The 18,643-nt window shown below is 42.5% G+C and carries 13 protein-coding genes; 2 read left to right on the top strand and 11 right to left on the bottom strand.

Annotated elements, in window-relative coordinates; all coding sequences use genetic code 11:
• Positions 1 to 154: 154 nt before the first annotated feature.
• From rpsJ to IQ230_RS15135, 8 genes are all read right to left on the bottom strand, one after another.
• Positions 155 to 472 (bottom strand): 30S ribosomal protein S10, encoded by a 318-nt coding sequence (gene rpsJ, locus IQ230_RS15170; RefSeq protein ID WP_015190074.1) that lies wholly within the window; start codon positions 470 to 472, stop codon positions 155 to 157.
• A 214-nt stretch (positions 473 to 686) separates the two neighbouring features.
• Positions 687 to 1,916, bottom strand: coding sequence for an elongation factor Tu (gene tuf, locus IQ230_RS15165; protein ID WP_193932792.1), 1,230 nt, complete (start codon positions 1,914 to 1,916; stop codon positions 687 to 689).
• A gap of 22 nt (positions 1,917 to 1,938) precedes the next feature.
• On the bottom strand, positions 1,939 to 4,014 hold the full coding sequence (fusA, locus tag IQ230_RS15160; RefSeq protein WP_193932791.1) for an elongation factor G: 2,076 nt from the start codon (positions 4,012 to 4,014) through the stop codon (positions 1,939 to 1,941).
• Between the two features lie 104 nt (positions 4,015 to 4,118).
• Positions 4,119 to 4,589 (bottom strand): 30S ribosomal protein S7, encoded by a 471-nt coding sequence (rpsG, locus tag IQ230_RS15155; protein ID WP_099702728.1) that lies wholly within the window; start codon positions 4,587 to 4,589, stop codon positions 4,119 to 4,121.
• 307 nt (positions 4,590 to 4,896) lie between these two features.
• On the bottom strand, positions 4,897 to 5,268 hold the full coding sequence (rpsL, locus tag IQ230_RS15150; RefSeq protein ID WP_099702729.1) for a 30S ribosomal protein S12: 372 nt from the start codon (positions 5,266 to 5,268) through the stop codon (positions 4,897 to 4,899).
• Between the two features lie 204 nt (positions 5,269 to 5,472).
• Positions 5,473 to 5,883: a HesB/IscA family protein gene (locus IQ230_RS15145; protein ID WP_322742423.1), complete on the bottom strand. Its 411-nt coding sequence runs from the start codon at positions 5,881 to 5,883 to the stop codon at positions 5,473 to 5,475.
• 31 nt (positions 5,884 to 5,914) lie between these two features.
• Positions 5,915 to 6,331 carry a cupin domain-containing protein gene (locus tag IQ230_RS15140; RefSeq protein ID WP_193932790.1) on the bottom strand — a complete coding sequence of 139 codons (417 nt, stop codon included), beginning with the start codon at positions 6,329 to 6,331 and terminating at the stop codon, positions 5,915 to 5,917.
• A gap of 331 nt (positions 6,332 to 6,662) precedes the next feature.
• Positions 6,663 to 8,588, bottom strand: a complete 1,926-nt coding sequence (locus IQ230_RS15135) for a phosphodiester glycosidase family protein (RefSeq protein WP_193932789.1) — start codon at positions 8,586 to 8,588, stop codon at positions 6,663 to 6,665.
• A gap of 788 nt (positions 8,589 to 9,376) precedes the next feature.
• Here IQ230_RS15135 and gltB point away from each other — a divergent pair.
• On the top strand, positions 9,377 to 14,098 hold the full coding sequence (gltB, locus tag IQ230_RS15130) for a glutamate synthase large subunit (protein WP_193932788.1): 4,722 nt from the start codon (positions 9,377 to 9,379) through the stop codon (positions 14,096 to 14,098).
• 496 nt (positions 14,099 to 14,594) lie between these two features.
• On the opposite strand, the gene IQ230_RS15125 is transcribed toward gltB, so the two are convergent.
• On the bottom strand, positions 14,595 to 14,759 hold the full coding sequence (locus IQ230_RS15125; RefSeq protein WP_193932787.1) for a hypothetical protein: 165 nt from the start codon (positions 14,757 to 14,759) through the stop codon (positions 14,595 to 14,597).
• Between the two features lie 536 nt (positions 14,760 to 15,295).
• Between IQ230_RS15125 and IQ230_RS15120 the strand changes: the two genes are divergently transcribed.
• Positions 15,296 to 15,490: an NblA/ycf18 family protein gene (locus IQ230_RS15120; RefSeq protein ID WP_015186531.1), complete on the top strand. Its 195-nt coding sequence runs from the start codon at positions 15,296 to 15,298 to the stop codon at positions 15,488 to 15,490.
• Between the two features lie 455 nt (positions 15,491 to 15,945).
• Here IQ230_RS15120 and IQ230_RS15115 read toward each other — a convergent pair whose 3' ends face one another.
• Positions 15,946 to 17,469 (bottom strand): serine/threonine-protein kinase, encoded by a 1,524-nt coding sequence (locus IQ230_RS15115; RefSeq protein ID WP_193932786.1) that lies wholly within the window; start codon positions 17,467 to 17,469, stop codon positions 15,946 to 15,948.
• 353 nt (positions 17,470 to 17,822) lie between these two features.
• Positions 17,823 to 18,643, bottom strand: an 821-nt coding sequence (locus IQ230_RS15110) for an anhydro-N-acetylmuramic acid kinase (protein WP_193932785.1), incomplete at its 5' end; no start/stop codon positions are given.

The following is an 18,643-nucleotide window of genomic DNA, read 5'->3' as shown; positions in this document are numbered from 1 at the left end:
GTAAAAACGGTAACTGCGCAATATATACCTACTTTAGCCTATTTATTAAGGAAAATTACTAAATGATGAGGTAATATAAAACCACTTAGCACTTAGCGGTTAGCATTTAGCTGCAATATATAGCTAATTGCCAATCGCTAATAGCCAATTATTTTTAGAGTTTAACTTCGATATCGACACCGGATGGCAAGTCAAGTTTCATCAGAGCATCGATAGTTTTGGAAGAGGGCTGATAAATATCAATAATCCGGCGGTGAGTACGTGTTTCAAAGTGTTCGCGTGAATCTTTATCAACATGAGGAGAACGCAGCACGCAGTATATTTTCTTTTTAGTCGGTAAGGGAATAGGACCAATAGCTGTTGCGTTAGTTCGATTCGCCGTATCTACAATTTTTTCACATGAAGTGTCAAGTAAGCGGCGATCAAAAGCCTGCAAGCGAATCCGAATCTTTTGCTGTTGAAGAGTTGCCATTTCTTTAATTTTCCTGGTTCAGTTTGAATTGGTAATTTAGAGATCAGAGGTACTAGCGCAGACCTATGGTTCAGAGTTAAAGCATCAGAAAGTTGTATGCGGAGGTTTTCTCCGTTAAGCAAATTTTGTCCGAAACGCTTTCGACATTAAAAGAGCAGAAAAGCATTTTACCGCATAGCGTTGCCTTTCTGCTCTCAATTTATTCACAAAGATGTTACTTCACAATTTTAGAAACAACACCTGCACCGATAGTCCGACCGCCTTCGCGAATCGCAAAGCGCATTCCTTGCTCAATCGCAATCGGGCTGATTAGTTCTACAGTCATTTTGACGCGATCGCCTGGCATGACCATTTCAGCTTCGCTACCATCATCAGAGGTGAAAGCTGTGATTGTGCCAGTTACGTCAGTCGTCCGTACATAGAATTGAGGACGATAACCTGAGAAGAACGGCGTCTTCCGACCACCTTCTTTGTCTGTCAGTACATAAACTTCAGACTCAAATTGAGTATGTGGGGTAATACTACCAGGCTTAGCTAGTACCATTCCTCGCTCGATGTCCTCTTTCTTTAAACCCCGGAGTAGGACACCAACATTGTCTCCAGCCATACCTTCATCTAAGGTCTTCTGGAACATTTCTACACCAGTTACAGTGGTACTGCGAGTATTTCTGATACCTACTAGCTCCACAGTTTCACCTACCTTGACCTTGCCGCGCTCAATTCTACCTGTGGCTACAGTACCACGACCAGAAATTGAGAACACGTCTTCTACTGCCATCAAGAAAGGCTTATCGACATCACGCTCTGGTGTTGGAATGTATGCATCTACAGCATCCATCAATTCATAGATTTTATCAACCCACTCATTACTGCCCTTTTGGGTCGAAGGTGCACCTACCATTGCTTCGAGAGCTAGCAATGCGCTTCCAGAGACGATAGGAATATCATCACCAGGGAAGTCGTATGAACTTAGAAGTTCGCGGACTTCTAGTTCTACAAGCTCTAGTAGTTCTTCGTCATCTACCATATCTTTCTTGTTTAAGAAGACAACGATGTTAGGAACCCCTACTTGCTTGGCTAACAAAATGTGTTCGCGAGTTTGCGGCATTGGACCATCTGCTGCAGATACAACGAGGATAGCTCCATCCATTTGTGCTGCGCCAGTAATCATGTTTTTCACATAGTCAGCATGTCCTGGGCAGTCTACGTGAGCATAGTGCCGCTTTTCTGTCTCATACTCCACATGAGCTGTGTTGATTGTGATACCACGAGCCTTTTCTTCTGGAGCGGCATCAATATCATCATACTTTCGAGCTTTCGCTTGACCCATAGCAGCCAGGGTCATAGTGATTGCTGCTGTCAGTGTGGTTTTGCCGTGGTCAACGTGACCAATCGTACCGATGTTAACGTGGGGTTTAGTTCTTTCAAACTTTGCGCGTGCCATGAATGATCGGTTCCTTTTTTAATTATGCGTTCCCTTTACTTTTAGCGATAATTGCTTCAGCCACGTTGCGAGGTACTTCCTCGTAGTTACTAAACTCCATTGTGAAGATACCCCGACCTTGGGTCTTCGAGCGGATATCTGTAGCATAGCCGAACATTTCTGCTAATGGGACTTTAGCAGTGACTTTAGCAATGCCTTGATCAGATCCCATGCCTTCGATTTGACCGCGACGAGAGTTAAGATCGCCCATCACATCCCCTAGGAAGTTTTCAGGTACTTCTACCTCTACTTTCATCATAGGTTCTAAGAGCACGGGTGAAGCTTTCATCACAGCTTCTTTCATCGCCATGGAACCAGCGATTTTAAACGCCATTTCCGAGGAGTCAACTTCGTGGTAAGAGCCATCTACCAAAGTTGCTTTGACATCGATGACTGGATATCCAGCCAAAATCCCTGATTCACAGGTTTCTTTCATCCCTTGTTCAACAGGGGAAATGTACTCTTTGGGTACTGAACCACCCACAATTTTGGAGACAAACTCAAAACCAGTGCCAGGTTCACCTGGAGCCAATTCAACAACAACGTGTCCGTATTGACCTTTACCACCACTTTGACGAATGAACTTGCCTTCCGCTTTGACAGGTTTACGCACAGTTTCGCGATAAGCAACTTGTGGTGCACCTACATTAGCTTCTACCTTAAATTCTCGCAACATTCGATCTACAAGAATTTCGAGGTGTAGCTCTCCCATTCCGGAAATAACGGTTTGGTTTGTTTCAGGGTCAACACTCACGCGGAAGGTAGGATCTTCTTCAGACAAGGATTGCAGTGCTTTGGACAACTTATCCATGTCTTGCTTGGTTTTTGGTTCCACTGCAACAGAAATTACAGGCTCTGGAATGTATAGCGACTCTAGTATAACTGGAGCACTCTCATCACAAAGCGTATCACCTGTAAAGGTATCCTTGAGTCCTAACGCTGCTCCTAAATCTCCTGCCCGCAATTCGTCTACATCAGTTCTGTCATCTGCTTTCAATACCACAAGGCGCGATACCCGCTCTTTCTTGCCCTTGGTAGAGTTCATGACGTAGCTACCTTTTTTCAGGATTCCAGAGTATACGCGGATAAATGTCAGTCGCCCGTAAGGATCTGCCATAATTTTGAATGCCAAAGCAGAGAATGGTTCTTCATCACTAGCTCGGCGCTCAACTGTGTCTCCTGAAGGTAGAGTACCTTGAATGGCGGGTACGTCAATCGGTGCTGGTAAGTAATCTACTACTGCGTCTAGCAGTAATTGGACACCTTTGTTCTTAAAAGCTGAACCACACAATAAAGGTACAATCGTTCCGGCTATTGTTCCTTGACGTAAACCTTTACGAATTTCTGCCTCGGTTAGCTCCTCGCCTTCTAGATACTTTTCAATGAGTTCTTCGTCCGTTTCTGCAACTGCCTCAATTAACTTAGTGCGGTACTCTGCTGCTTGCTCTTGCATCTCTGCAGGAATGTCGGCTTCCTGAATATCTGTACCTTTATCGTTTGCATAAATAAAAGCACGCATCCGCACCAAGTCTACAATCCCACTTAGAGTGTCTTCACTGCCAATAGGAAGTTGTACTGGTACTGCATTGGCACGTAGGCGATCACGGATTTGGTCGTAAACTCTATAGAAGTTCGCTCCTGTGCGATCCATCTTGTTGATGAAGGCAATTCTTGGTACTTTATACCGATCTGCTTGTCGCCATACTGTCTCTGATTGAGGCTGTACGCCACCGACTGAGCAGAACACAGCAATCACACCGTCGAGTACTCGCATCGAGCGCTCAACTTCAATTGTGAAGTCTACGTGCCCAGGCGTATCAATGATGTTGATTTGGTGATCCTTCCAGCTTGTCGTAATCGCAGCAGCAGTGATCGTAATTCCCCGCTCCCGTTCTTGTTCCATCCAGTCAGTTACTGCTGTTCCTTCGTGAACTTCTCCAATTTTGTGAACAATACCGGAGTAGAAGAGAATTCGCTCTGTTGTTGTTGTCTTGCCCGCATCAATGTGGGCCGCAATCCCGATATTGCGTACTTTTTCCAGCGGGACTGTACGTGCCACAGCTACCTCCTTGAATTGTGTTGCCGCAGGTATCTTGATATTACTCTCTGTTAAGATTCTATACGTTTAGGGAAATCCGTTCTATATTTGTGCTGATTTCCTCTCTAGTAGCGATAGTGAGCAAATGCTTTGTTTGCCTCTGCCATACGATGAGTTTCTTCCCGCTTGCGAATTGCACTTCCTGTTTCGTTTGCAGCATCCATTAGTTCATTGGCAAGCTTACCTGCCATTGTGCGACCTGAACGTTGTCTAGAGTACTGAATTAACCAACGAAGTGCTAGAGTAGTTCCTCGATCTGTGCGCACTTCCATCGGTACTTGATACGTTGCACCGCCAACACGACGCGCTTTCACTTCAACAAGAGGAGTTGCATTGCGAACTGCTCTTTCAAAAATTTCTATCGGATCAGATCCAGTGCGTTCTTCGATAGTTTTCATTGCGTCATAGATGATTCTTGCGGCTAGGGATTTTTTTCCACTACGCATCACCCGTCGCATCATCATGCTAATGAGGCGACTGTTATATACTGAATCTGGTGGAACTGGACGCTTTTGAATAACAGTACGACGAGACATACGTAAGCCTTTAAACTATTGGGCAACAACGACATTAGGAGCGGACTTAACTTTCTTGACTATGCTGAATAAGCTAGCTTTAATGGAGTCACAAATAACAATGGAGTATATTCCTGCACAACGTTAAATAAGGTTTATCCTCACTAATTAATGTTGTAAGCTAGGGATCTTATACTTTACTTGACATCTTAGAGTTGCACCTTCACTGACAAAACTGAATGGAGGTACAAGCTCTGTTAATTTAACATTTTTTGTTTAAAAATTGTAGCAAGCGTGAGATTTGCTACATTTATATTTCTAAGTTGTGTTACTTAGGACGCTTTGTTCCGTATTTGGAACGACCTTGTTTGCGATCTTTGACTCCAGCCGTGTCCAGAGTTCCCCGAATAATGTGGTATCGCACTCCAGGTAAATCTTTCACACGACCACCTCTTATCATCACAACTGAGTGTTCCTGCAAGTTATGACCAATGCCAGGAATATATGCTGTGACTTCAAACCCAGATGTGAGACGGACTCTTGCTACTTTACGTAGGGCAGAGTTAGGTTTTTTAGGGGTTGTAGTATAAACCCTTGTACATACACCTCGGCGCTGTGGGCATTCCTTTAGTGCTGGTGATTTTGTCTTCTTGGTTGTTAACTGACGTTCGCTACGGATAAGTTGCTGTATGGTTGGCATGGGTTACAGCACGTAAAGTTTCTTACTGCTTTAAGATTTAACAAATTCTGAGTATAGCAAATATATAAACTATATGTCAAATCAAATAAGTATTGCTTAGAAAAGGTCAGAAGTCAGAACTTATGTCATATCCTAGCTATACTGCTATGACTAGTTTTTCCTTCAGTCTTAACCTCCAAACTCTAAGTTCTTGTCATAGTTAGTTCAAGAAGAAGATGTTATGGCAAACGAAATACCGCAACTACAGGTAGTACTCGCATTAGGATTATGAAAGCGAAAACCTCCTCCCATTAAATCTTCTGAGTAATCAAGGAGGAGGTTATTGACGTATTCTAAGCTTTGGGCATCAACAACAACTGTCAATCCGCAACATTCATAAATGCGATCGCTGGGCACAAGCTCAGTGTCAAATGCCATTTCATAGATCAAGCTAGAGCAGCCGCCAGCTTGAACTTTTAACCGAAAGAAAGCATCTTGTCGTTGCTTTAATTTAAGACGCTGAATTTCATGAGCGGCAGATGTACTGAGACGAACCATAATATCCAAAAGATAGGGAGTTGTTGCTATGTCGCCTTGTAGACAAACATCCAAGACACAAGAACCAGGTAGTAACACATTTTATCGGTTTTCTTCCCCATCCTTGAACTTACTTTGTCCGAGAATAGTCATCTTGAAAACGGACAATATCATCTTCTCCTAAGTATTCGCCGTTTTGCACTTCGATAATAACCAGTGGAATGACACCAGGGTTCTCTAAACGGTGGTTTGTACACTGAGGAACGTAGGTTGATTGATTATTTGTTAGTAAGATTTCTGTGTCACCACAAGTTACTCTTGCTGTACCTGAAACAACAATCCAATGTTCGCTGCGGTGATGATGCATTTGTAGGCTCAGGCGATGCCCTGGTTTAACTTCAATTCGCTTAATTTTATATCCGCGTCCCTCTTCTAGAACTGTAAAAGCTCCCCACGGTCTGAGTTCAGTAGCTGCGATGCCTTTATGACTTACAGACGGTAGAGATACTGCTGTAGGCTCGTGGGCGGTTTCTTGAGCCTGGACCATAAATACTTCTCCTTAAATTTATAGAACGAAGCTGTACGATGAATAGAAAAATAGCAAACCGACTTGGCGTTTAAAATGTTCAAACTCAGGCAAATATAGCCCAAGATAGCAAACTCTGACTAGCAACTGTCACTACAAATTGCAGCAGTTTCATACGTTTATAACAACTCTTCATCAGCAATGGGATATGTTTAAGTAATCTTTAACTTCAGTAATTCGATAAAAGTTAAGGTTTGTCATTAGTCAGTGCAAAGATTTTTTATACTCCAAATAGTCCTTAACTATTAACCAACATCAAGGCGCAACTTCATACGTAATGTCCGTTAAGTGTCTAATTGCGGGGTTGAAGGAAAATACCAAGTCCATTATGGACGCGAGCAGCAGTACGAGGCGAACGATCGAGTAGTTGCCCTCCCAAATAAAGACTTGTAGAACTACCACCATCAAGATTTAAGGCATCCACACAGCCCAGGTGTTGCATAATTTGGGCAATTTCAGTCAAGCTAGGACCAGCACCACCAGCCCGATTATGAACAGCAGCAATAAGAAGGTTTCCTGTTGCAGTTGTACCGATTGTACTGCGCGAGGCTTTTTGGCGGCTAAAAGCTTCACTAAAGCCTTCAGCTTGAGCATTAAGGACTATTTGACGATTTTGTAATAAAAGTGGTCCACCACCTAAAATGTGTGGGTAGTTAGAAAAATCAGCGGGAGTTGTGGAGTTTTCTGTACGGATGATTGACCCTACAGGAAGCAAACTGGCAATTTGTGGATTTGCTCTTAAAGCAAGTAAGAAGCCATTAGGGGGGATGGGAATTGTTGTTGCACCAGATACACCTCCAGGAATTTGTCCTACTACTTGATTATTTTGGACAACAACAATAATTTCATTGTCAATTAAAGGTGTATACGTAGTTCCCCAAGCATTTGTATAGTGTGCAATACCAGATTTGACATAACCACTATTAAAAGTATCAATAGGGAGACGCTGTCCAGTAGCAGTAATAATTGTTTCTTGAAGTTGTAGTCGCCCGAATTTGAACTTACCAGAGTCATTCCACGCGATCGCCCCTCGATTGAGAATTGGACCTGATAGCCATTGTCCATCGCGCCGAATAGCACCCAAAGGTAACTGATTCTTACGATTAAAAAAGCCAGCGTTAATTGCAGCTGCAGCCTTTAGTTGTTGTGCAGTGGTAATGATGGGCGCAGTACCAGTCAGAGAATTTGGTACGCTCGAAATTGGGAGAAGTGATAATTCAGTTTTTTGGGGATTAATTTCGAGTAAGACAACAGGAAAGCGTGAATTTCCTAAAGTCACAAACCGCTGTCGCCAACGTACTCCTGAAGCCCATTGAATATCGCGCTCAACCATTGGATCAGGTCGCAAATCAACGACTAAGCGATTAGGATTCGGTAACGTACTCAATTGCGGGGATAACCCAGCAGGGACACTCAAGTGAATTGTTGTCAAATTTGAGGCAGCTTCTACCTGAAGAACTGAAGTTTGATTGTTGGCTGGAGTGCTGGTAAGCTGCTCAGGTAGACTTGGTTGGAATTGTTGTGTTATTGATCGATCGGCGGTGGCGTCGATGGTGATTAACCATTCTTGATTGAGGGGTTGATCGTCATCGTTTGTTGGTGATGGTGGTTGAGGTTTTGCTGCAACTGGTTGAGGCGTCACTTGCCAAAACGTGGGACGGTTTAAATCAATGACAATGCGATCGCCCCAGGTTTGTTTTCCCTGACGAATGTTTTGAATTGTTGCTGATGGTGTATTGATTCGGAGGATGTTACCCTGCGCTTGCATCTGCCAGCCCATTTTGCTAGCTAATTGAGTAATATCAAGATAACGATAACCATCACGATGCCAAGTATCTAATTCAAAAGCTGACACTGTTGGTGAGGAAAACCATTGTACAGGTTGCTTGGTGACGTCTCTGGTATTTAGTAAATCTACACCAAGCAGTTGCATGAGTCCTGCATCACTCATGGCTGTGGCAACTTCAGATTTGGTTGGCTGCTGTCGCTGACTCCAAGTAGCCGGAAATGTTCGATTGTTAATTGAAACTTGCGTTCCTGTCGCAATTAAACGAGATGTAGAGCTTTGAGCAACTAGTGATTTTGAGTTTGAAGATGAAGCTAATTCCAACGATTGCTGAGCATCGCTGTTGACGATTGGAGTAAGCCATAAAGCGATCGTCAGCAAAGGAAATAGCGTTTTACTTGGCACAAAAAATGCGCGAGATAAGATAGGCATTACTCACTTTAGTGATTGATGTGATTGAAAACAAGAGTTGAAACGTCATAGTAGCGGCAACCAATGCGGATGTTTAGTGACTTTGCACGCAATGACTTCCGACTTTTTGTATCATCTTGTTTCACTATTGACTCCTTAACAGAGAATTTGACTCAAATATTAAAAATTACTGACTTTTATTCCGAGCCTTAACGCCATAATGTATAGAAGTGGCTTGAGTGTGTTTGCCAAAAAACTAGCAGTATTCAAGTCTTACCCATTAATTGAGTGTGCTACTATGCTCGACTTACATTGGGTGTTGCTACTAAATTAGTTGGTAAGTGCTTAGCAGTAGCATTTCCAAAATTGCAATGAAATTTTGTTGCGTCGTGGAATTGTCAAATCTAGGCATTTGATCATAACCTTACTCTGTACTCTATGATGAAGATCAACAGTTGATGCAGCTTTGTTGGCATTTGTCAGTAGGTTTGCCCACTAAGATCGATTCTGAGCTAGTACTCCTCAATGATTGGCTGAGTAGCGACAAAATCATAACTTTAAGACATTCACCCGTAGATTAGGGTTCCAACAAGAAAGTGTTATATCCGTTATAGATGAGATGACAAGCACTGAAAGCAAAAGTCCTGGTAAATCTCCAGCAAAAAGTATTGAACGTGAGTCGGATAATTTTAAATAATTTTTATTAACTCAACCTTGTATTTTTCATCCGCCACTGTTCTGTAGTTATAAATTACAGAATTAATCGCAGTCAATTTAGGTAAATCCCTTCTACAGAATCCTACTAGTTTATGAATAACCAGCAGATGAACCAAAATCAACGAAATGAAGTGAGTCAAAGCTCAGAAACACATCTCAGTAGCACTTATGTAGGACCACGCTGGTTAGTAGAAGAAAGGGATGCCTGTGGCGTGGGATTTATTGCTCATTGTGAAAATCGAGCAAGTCATGAAATTGTTGAGAAGGCACTAGCAGCGCTTGCTTGTTTAGAACATCGAGGTGGTTGTAGTGCTGACCAAGATTCGGGTGATGGTGCAGGATTGATGACTGCAATTCCTTGGGAGTTGCTGAGTCAGTGGGCGCAACAGCAAGGACATCAGATGCCACACCCAGAAAATTGTGCAGTAGGGATGTTGTTTTTACCACAAGAAGACGCGATCGCCAATATAGTTCGTCACACTGTAGAGAGCGTCTTAGTGCAAGAAGATTTCACTGTATTAGGCTGGCGTGTTGTACCAGTCAAACCCCAGTTATTGGGAATTCAAGCGAGAGAAAATCAACCTAAAATCGAACAAGTCCTCATATCTAGCAAAGATAAAACAGGAGACGCGCTAGAACGCCAGTTGTATATTGCGCGGAAAAAAATTGGTAAAGCGCTAGAAGCAATAAGTGAGGTGAAAGACGCCGAGAACTTCTATGTTTGCTCTTTCTCTAGTCGCACAATTGTTTACAAGGGAATGGTGCGATCAGCAGTTTTGGGCGAATTTTATACTGATTTAAGAAATCCAGCATACCAAAGTGCTTTTGCAGTTTACCATCGTCGTTTTAGCACGAACACCATGCCTAAGTGGCCATTAGCGCAACCAATGCGGCTACTAGGACACAATGGGGAAATTAACACTTTGTTAGGAAATATCAACTGGATGATGGCAAGAGAAGCAGATCTAACACATCCAGTTTGGGAAGATCGTTTTGATGTACTCAAACCGATTGTTTATGTTGATAATAGTGACTCAGCTACACTTGATAATGTGCTTGAGTTATTAGTGCGATCGGGTCGTAGTCCGCTTGAAGCACTGATGATTATGGTGCCAGAAGCGTATTTAAATCAGCCAGATTTAGACAATTATCCAGAAATTATTGATTTCTATGAATACTACAGTGGTATTCAAGAACCCTGGGATGGACCAGCACTTCTCGTATTTAGTGACGGGAAAAAAGTCGGTGCAACACTAGACCGCAATGGATTGCGACCAGCACGATATAGCGTAACAAAAGATGGTTATATTGTTGTTGCCTCTGAAGCTGGTGTTGTTGATTTACCAGAAGCCGATATTGTAGAAAAAGGCAGACTCGGTCCAGGACAGATGATTGCTGTGGACTTGGAAAGCCACGAGGTTTTAAAAAATTGGGAGATTAAGCAGCGAATTGCCCAAGAAAAGCCTTATGGTCAATGGCTGAATGAATATCGTGTCGAACTTGGTAATACAGATACTCTAAATCTAGATACTCAAGCAGCATTTGGTGGAGAGGAAGATACAACGCAGAACTTATCTTCTACTCCTTTGCCACAAACACTGAATCCAAAAACTGCATTGCTACGGAGTCAAATCGCCTTTGGCTACACCACAGAAGATGTAGAAATGGTGATTCAACCAATGGCAAGTGAAGGAAAAGAACCGACCTTCTGTATGGGAGATGATATTCCCTTAGCAGTGCTATCCGAACGCCCTCATTTGCTGTATGACTACTTCAAGCAGCGGTTTGCACAAGTAACGAATCCTCCCATCGATCCTTTGCGCGAAAGCTTGGTGATGTCATTGAAGATGGAACTAGGCGAACGAGGAAACTTATTAGAAGTTAAACCAGAGTATGCCAAGCGTCTGAAGCTTGATTCTCCAGTGTTGCAAGCAGAAGATTTAGTCGCTGTACAGCAATCAGGCTTTACATGTGCCACATTATCTACATTATTTGAAATTGCCACAGGTCCGCAAGGATTAGAAGTTGCAGTACGAAAACTGTGCGAACAAGCAGCGGCGGCAGTAAAAGATGGAAACGAAATTTTGATTTTAAGCGATCGCACAGCCAGTAAATTATCGGAAGAATTGAGTTACATTCCTCCTTTATTAGCTGTTGGTGCAGTTCATCATCACCTAATTCGTCAAGGCTTGCGGATGAAAGCCTCGTTGGTAGTTGATACTGCGCAGTGCTGGAGTACGCATCACTTTGCTTGTTTGATTGGTTATGGTGCGAGTGCGGTTTGTCCGTACCTTGCTTTAGAAACTGTACGTAGTTGGTGGTCTGATCCAAAAACTCAACAGTTCATGGAGCGTGGTAAGATTGCGGCAATTACACTCGATCAAGCACTGAATAACTATCGCAAAGCAGTAGAAGCAGGAATTCTCAAGATTTTGTCGAAGATGGGAATTTCTTTGCTGACGAGTTACCAGGGTGCACAAATCTTTGAAGCAATTGGAATTGCCCAAGATTTATTAGAACTTGGGTTCCGTGGCACAACTTCGCGCTTAGGAGGTTTGAGTACCAGCGAACTGGCGCAGGAGGTTTTATCTTTCCATCAACGGGCTTTCCCTGAGTTGACCGTTAAAAAATTAGAAAACTTTGGGTTTATTCAGTATCGCCCAGGCGGTGAGTACCACATGAATAGCCCAGAACTTGCAAAAGCCTTACATAAAGCGATCGCCGATCAAAAGAATTACGATCATTACGAAGTTTATCGCCAACTCTTAGAACACCGACCCGTAACTGCATTACGCGATTTACTTGACTTTAATTCAGACCGTGCGCCAATTGCTAAAGACGAAGTTGAACCAATCGCAGAAATTGTGCAACGCTTTTGTACTGGTGGTATGTCTTTGGGGGCGCTATCGCGCGAAGCCCATGAGACTCTGGCGATCGCGATGAACCGCATCGGTGGTAAATCAAATTCAGGAGAAGGTGGAGAAGATCCCGTCCGCTATCACGTATTGGATGATGTGGATGACCAAGGTCATTCGGCATTACTACCGCATTTGAGAGGCTTGAAAAAGGGTGACACAGCCTCTTCAGCAATTAAGCAAGTTGCTTCAGGACGCTTTGGGGTAACACCAGAGTACTTGATGAATGCCAGGCAAATTGAAATTAAAATCGCCCAAGGAGCAAAACCAGGAGAAGGCGGTCAACTTCCTGGAAAAAAAGTCAGTCCGTACATTGCCATGCTGCGACGTTCTAAGCCTGGGGTGACACTCATTTCTCCACCACCACACCACGATATTTACTCAATCGAAGACTTGGCACAATTGATTTTCGACTTACATCAGATTAATCCTCAAGCTCAAGTATCTGTCAAATTAGTTGCTGAAGTCGGTATCGGGACAGTCGCCGCAGGTGTTGCCAAAGCAAATGCTGATATTATCCAAATTTCAGGACACGATGGCGGTACAGGGGCATCACCCTTATCCTCAATTAAACATGCAGGTGGACCTTGGGAACTGGGATTAACCGAAGTGCATCGGGTGTTGATGGAAAATAAATTACGCGATCGCGTCGTGTTGCGTGTTGACGGCGGCTTTAAGAGTGGTTGGGATGTCCTGATGGGGGCTTTAATGGGCGCTGAAGAATTCGGCTTTGGCTCAATTGCGATGATTGCAGAAGGCTGTATCATGGCACGCATTTGTCATACAAACAACTGTCCTGTTGGTGTGGCAAGTCAGAAAGAGGAACTCAGACAGCGCTTCCCTGGTATGGCAGAACACGTCGTTAATTTCTTCTACTTTATTGCAGAAGAAGTGCGCGGGCTTTTAGCAAAACTTGGTTATCGCTCGCTGACTGAAGTTATGGGACGTGCTGATTTACTAAAAGTGCGAGAAGGAGTCAGGCTGACAAAGACACAAACGCTCAATCTTGACTGCATTACGCAGTTACCAGATACTAAGGAAGACCGCACTTGGCTCCATCACGAAACAGTTCACAGTAATGGTCCTGTTTTAGATGATGAATTACTCGCCGATGCAGAAATTCAAGCAGCAATTCGCAATCACTCTACTGTTACCAAAAACTCGAAGATTGTGAATACAGATCGCACAGTCGGGGCAAGACTCGCAGGAGCGATCGCTGCTCAATATAATAATACTGGTTTTGAAGGACAAATTAATCTCAATTTCACAGGAAGTGTCGGACAAAGTTTTGGCGCCTTTAACTTGCCTGGCATGATTTTGACCCTTGAAGGTGAAGCAAACGATTACGTTGGCAAAGGAATGCATGGTGGGGAAATTATTATTAAACCTCCAGTAGCGGCAACTTATGCCCCCGATCAAAATGTAATTGTAGGTAACACTTGTTTGTACGGTGCTACAGGTGGAACTCTCTTTGCTAATGGTATTGCAGGCGAACGCTTCGCAGTACGTAATTCTAAAGGAACCGCCGTTATCGAAGGTGCAGGCGATCACTGCTGTGAATACATGACAGGTGGTGTCATTGTTGTCTTGGGTAAAGCTGGTAGAAACGTGGGTGCTGGAATGACAGGAGGTTTAGCATACTTCTTGGATGAAGATAGCAATTTTCCTGCATTAGTTAATCCAGAAATTGTCAAACTGCAACGGGTGAGTAGCCCTGCTGGTGAGAAGCAACTAAAAGATTTGATTGTTACTCATGTGGAACGCACAAATTCACCTAAAGGGAAACAAATTTTGGAAAACTGGTCAGAGTATCTACCGCAATTTTGGCAAGTTGTACCACCATCAGAAGCCGATAGTGCTGAAGCTGCTGTAGAGAAGGAGTTGAGTTCTGTGCAGTAAAGTGAGCGTAGGGGAGAAACTCAATTAAGTTTCTCCATCTCTTTGCTGATAAAATGCTTGATGTTCGGCGTATTTATAACGCCGCTAGATAGATAAAGTCTATCTCCTTGGACTACAAATAAAGCTCAGAATATAGAGTACACATAGGCACACTTCATCTAAGTAGCTCAAACTTCGATCAAAGAGCATGTGTGCTTCATGTGTAAGTTTCACTCACTGCTATTTCTATCGGGTATTTTGAGTTTGAAGATTGTCACAATAGCAGCTATAGGAATAGCAGAGATAATCTCGCCGCTTAATAAAATTGGAAAAACAATAGACTCTCCAGGCTGTGAGAAAACACAACAACTGATTGCTGCACTACCTTAATCTTTACTGCTGCTAGCTACAAGATCAGTACAGTGCTTGCCCGATCCAATGACCAATCGTGCTGCTATTCTCTATCAGGCAAACTTAATACCAAAGGAAGAGATGGTAGTAATCGTTTAGTGAATGGTTAAGAGTTGGCATCACCATAAAATATCAAGTGATTTCTTGCGAAAAAAATACCAATACGAATGACAGGACTGTTGTCCAGAAACGACAACAACGTTGCTGGGAGTTGTGATTTTGGTTCTGCCATTGGTTGCGTAATCGAGACAGCTTGAAGTTTAGCAGCCATTACTACAGCTATAGCTTATTCGTGAGGCACTACTGCATTTTTTTGAAGCGTATTTCTGCTCTTAATAACCCTGTAGTTATCTTTGTGTATTACTTTGACCTGCTTTTACTACCTCAATGAACTGTTCTTTAATGTTTTGAGATATTGAAAGAGAAGTTAAGGTAGGTTATTCATATTTGCTTTTTTATCCCTTGACATCACCATCAAAATTCACAGGCACTCAACACCTCTCCTACTCTAGACCGTCTGCACTTAAGCCAACTTAAGTTAGCTTAAGTATAAATACTCAACTTATGTTCAAATTGAGCTTTTTTACTTGTTTAGACTTGATAGAACAAACTCAGCCCTCCTAAAATTCACCGAGGTCAGGATATTTCTTTTGATTTAGAATAACTACTTATCAAGGAGTATGTGCAAGTTGTCAACTATTTGTTATATTTTGTAAAAATAGACTTAGATGTAGGTAGTGCAACAATTTTTGTTCCTACTTTAGGTAGAGTGACCAGTAACATTCAGTATCTCGTTTGGAGTTAGCTATGGATCAGCCAATTGAACTTTCCCTTGAACAGCAATTCAGCATCCGCTCCTTTGAAACACAAGTTCAAAATATGAGTCACGAGCAGGCTAAAGATTTTTTAGTCAAGCTGTACCAGCAGATGGTAATGCGCGAAGCAACTTACAAACAGTTGCTAAAGCATCATTGGGGTTTAGAAGGAGGTAGCTGGGCTTAATTACAAAATCCAAAGTCGCAGTAGGCGACCTCCATCTCTTGCTCGGTTCCAGCAGGGAAAAGGACTGGGGGTGTCGGGGCGTCAACTAGGCAAACATAAACACGTAATCATTTCACTCGACTCACTTGAGTTTGAGCTGCATCATAAAACTACTGCACAAGAATCAATACCGAATAAAGTAGTTGTTACACATGCTGTGTTTTTTCTCAATACTTTTTTTTGCAGACAGCTATGACGAAGAGTCGATACATAGCAACCGCCTCAAATAAAATGTGTAACATAAGCTTTGTCAGATAAAAGCCTTGGTCTTCTATATAGTTAACCTAGCTCTATGCTAAAGATTTATGCGTGCATTTAAGTAGAGTGAGCGCAAGAGCAGCGAAAGTCATTTCCATTTCTAAATTTTGGTACTACACAATATAAACAAGTCCTACCATTAAGTCATAAAGAAACACTTAAGTTTTATAGACTGCTGCCAATTTCATTATGACTTGAGGCTTTATTTTCTCTAATTCTTTTTTGAGAAGACCACGACTAAACTGTGGAGAGGCAGTAGAAACTGCACGTTGGCTCATTGTAATCCACTGTTGTAACAATTGGCGTTGTGGAGATGCAATCTCTGTTTGTATATACGTAAAAGCACGTTGTGGAGATTCGCGCGCGAACAGGAGTATTTTATAGCATCCGGTTTCGAGTAAAAGCCTTGCAAGTTCTATACCTTGATGAGATTTCAAATCTAGGTAGTAAGGGAGCCATTTAGGCGTATGCTCATGGCTGTGTAACACAGTAACCCACAAAATCATCGGGTGGGGAGCATTCAAAAATAAAAACTGATTATAACGCGTACCTTGTAGTCGCTTTTCAATCTCTTGCTTTGGTAGCATTACCCATAAAGCGACAGTGAGTTGATTATGTATACGAATTGGATGAGGAAAAACAATATCAGCAATTGGTTTGTTTTTTGGCCAAGACGGAAGTTCACTGCTACTTGCATCAGTATTTAAACACTCCTCCTCTGTGATGTTTTGAGGAGTGCTAGTCAGTTGAGATAATAAGTTTTTGTGACATAAAGTTGAAGGTTGTGCCAAACTATCTAGTTGCTCTAAGGACGTAATCGTTTGGAGAATCTCACTAATATTTTGGGGGCGATCGCTGGATTTTTTGGCTAGACAACGCATCACTAGATTTTCTAATTCTTGCGGTACTTCCAGCAGTGGATTTATTTCTCTAAAAGAGCGTGGTGGGTGAAAGTGGTGAGCTTTATACCAGCCACCAAAGGAATTGGTATTTGCTTGTATAGGCATCTTACCTGTCAGCATCTCAAACATCATCACACCCAAACTATAAATATCTGAGCGATTATTGAGTTCTTTACCCTCAATTTGTTCAGGAGAGGAATATGCCCAAGTTCCTAAGTAGTAGTTTGTTTCAGAACTGTCTGATTGAAGTAGTTTCGCTATGCCAAAGTCAAGGATCTTGACTAACTCTCCAAAACTGGGATTAGGCACCACCAAAACATTACTTGGCTTAATATCACGGTGAATGATTGGGCAAATTTCTCCATCAACAGGAATACCTTCGTGCGCAGCTTGCAGCCCTAAGCACAGTTGACGCGCAAAACTCAAAAATCTTATTAGTGAGAGAGACTGCGAGCGAATAACATCACTTAGACTTTCTCCTTGCAAATATTCCATGACGTAGTATGGAATACTCTTTTCATCTACACCGTAATCCATGACTCGGACAATGTGAATATTTTTTTGACCGAGGAGTGCGCAAGTTTTAGCTTCTCGCTCAAATCGTTCCTGCACTCGAATTTTGTTATTTTGAATCGATAAGGCAAGAAATTTAATAGCAACAGGTACACCACCCAACAATAGGTCATTGGCGAGATAAACTTGACCCATCGCTCCTGTTCCAATGAGTTCTTGAAGTTGATAACGCTGAGCAATTAAGCGACCAATGTTGAGATCTATCATACGAAATTAAATCGACCAGTGATAAGGTTTCATGGCACTAGCCAGTATTAAGCTGTGTAATAAAAAACATGTAGCTACTGCTTGAATCAGTAAGTTGTCCTAGCCACATTAACCGAAAAGTACTACACAGACTAATTACAAAACAAATCTAACCTTGGTCGCGATGAATCTCCAAGCGGGATTATACTGAGAAATTAGCTCGGTTTGGCACTTATTTAGAGCTTAGAAGCGAGGAGCGAGGATTAGTTCTGAGTTTTGAAGGCGAGAGTTTTGAATTAAAGAATTTCTGCAACTTATAACTCCCTATCCTCTAGTCACACTGTTTCCTCTGTTCTCTTTACCCCTGCTCGCTTTCACATTGGTAAATGCACTTCTCCGAGCAGTACTTGTTGAGTTGCACCAGTAGCTTGCGGTAAGTTGCCAGGAAGGTTTAACATTCTCCAGTAAGCAAGAACAGCAAATGCGATCGCTTCTTTAAAATTAGCACTCAGTCCAACTTCGTCTGTAGTTTGCACAGGTATTGGTGCTAGTAATTCTTGTAATCGGCGCTTTAAATAAAGATTTCGACTACCGCCACCGCATAACAAAACACGCTTAGGTAATTGTGGTAGGAATGTCTGATAACTGTGGACAATCGAGGCAACGGTCAATTCTGTGAGTGTTGCTAAAGTATCAGCAGCATTTAAATTGAGTGTATTGGTATCGACTAGACAATTTTGTAAGTATTCCCAGCCAAAAAGTTCTCTTCCTGTAGATTTTGGTGGCGGTAGTTGAAAATAATCCTCACTCAACCATTTTTCTACTAATGCATGACAAGGAGTTCCACTAGCCGCCCAGTTCCCATCAGCATCATAAGTTTGAGTACCATCTGTTAAATACTGTACTGCCAAATCTAAAAGCGAATTGCCAGGTCCTGTATCCCAACCACGAACTTTCTCTAACCAATGAGGATGCGATCGCGACGGTAAATAAGCAACGTTGCCAATTCCACCAATATTTTGTACGCAACGGGACTCATGAGAATGACTTAGAAAATATGCATCTACGCGGGGAACTAGTGGCGCGCCGTGACCTTTGGCTGCAATATCCCCTGCTCGAAAGTTACTCACTGTTGGAATTTTAGTTAATTCTGCAATAACAGCACCTCGTCCCAACTGAAGACTATACCCTAGGA

The sequence above is a fragment of the Gloeocapsopsis crepidinum LEGE 06123 genome (assembly GCF_015207655.1).
Lineage (GTDB): Bacteria > Cyanobacteriota > Cyanobacteriia > Cyanobacteriales > Chroococcidiopsidaceae > Gloeocapsopsis > Gloeocapsopsis crepidinum.
Note: the sequence above shows the minus strand (reverse complement) of the source record. Positions and strands in the feature narration are given on the sequence as shown.

Coding starts and splice junctions, on each gene's coding strand:
- rpsJ (WP_015190074.1), bottom strand. CDS start 472: ATGGCAACTCTTCAACAGCAAAAGATTCGGATTCGCTTGCAGGCTTTT.
- tuf (WP_193932792.1), bottom strand. CDS start 1,916: ATGGCACGCGCAAAGTTTGAAAGAACTAAACCCCACGTTAACATCGGT.
- rpsG (WP_099702728.1), bottom strand. CDS start 4,589: ATGTCTCGTCGTACTGTTATTCAAAAGCGTCCAGTTCCACCAGATTCA.
- rpsL (WP_099702729.1), bottom strand. CDS start 5,268: ATGCCAACCATACAGCAACTTATCCGTAGCGAACGTCAGTTAACAACC.
- IQ230_RS15140 (WP_193932790.1), bottom strand. CDS start 6,331: ATGGTCCAGGCTCAAGAAACCGCCCACGAGCCTACAGCAGTATCTCTA.
- IQ230_RS15135 (WP_193932789.1), bottom strand. CDS start 8,588: ATGCCTATCTTATCTCGCGCATTTTTTGTGCCAAGTAAAACGCTATTT.
- gltB (WP_193932788.1), top strand. CDS start 9,377: ATGAATAACCAGCAGATGAACCAAAATCAACGAAATGAAGTGAGTCAA.
- IQ230_RS15125 (WP_193932787.1), bottom strand. CDS start 14,759: ATGGCTGCTAAACTTCAAGCTGTCTCGATTACGCAACCAATGGCAGAA.
- IQ230_RS15120 (WP_015186531.1), top strand. CDS start 15,296: ATGGATCAGCCAATTGAACTTTCCCTTGAACAGCAATTCAGCATCCGC.
- IQ230_RS15115 (WP_193932786.1), bottom strand. CDS start 17,469: ATGATAGATCTCAACATTGGTCGCTTAATTGCTCAGCGTTATCAACTT.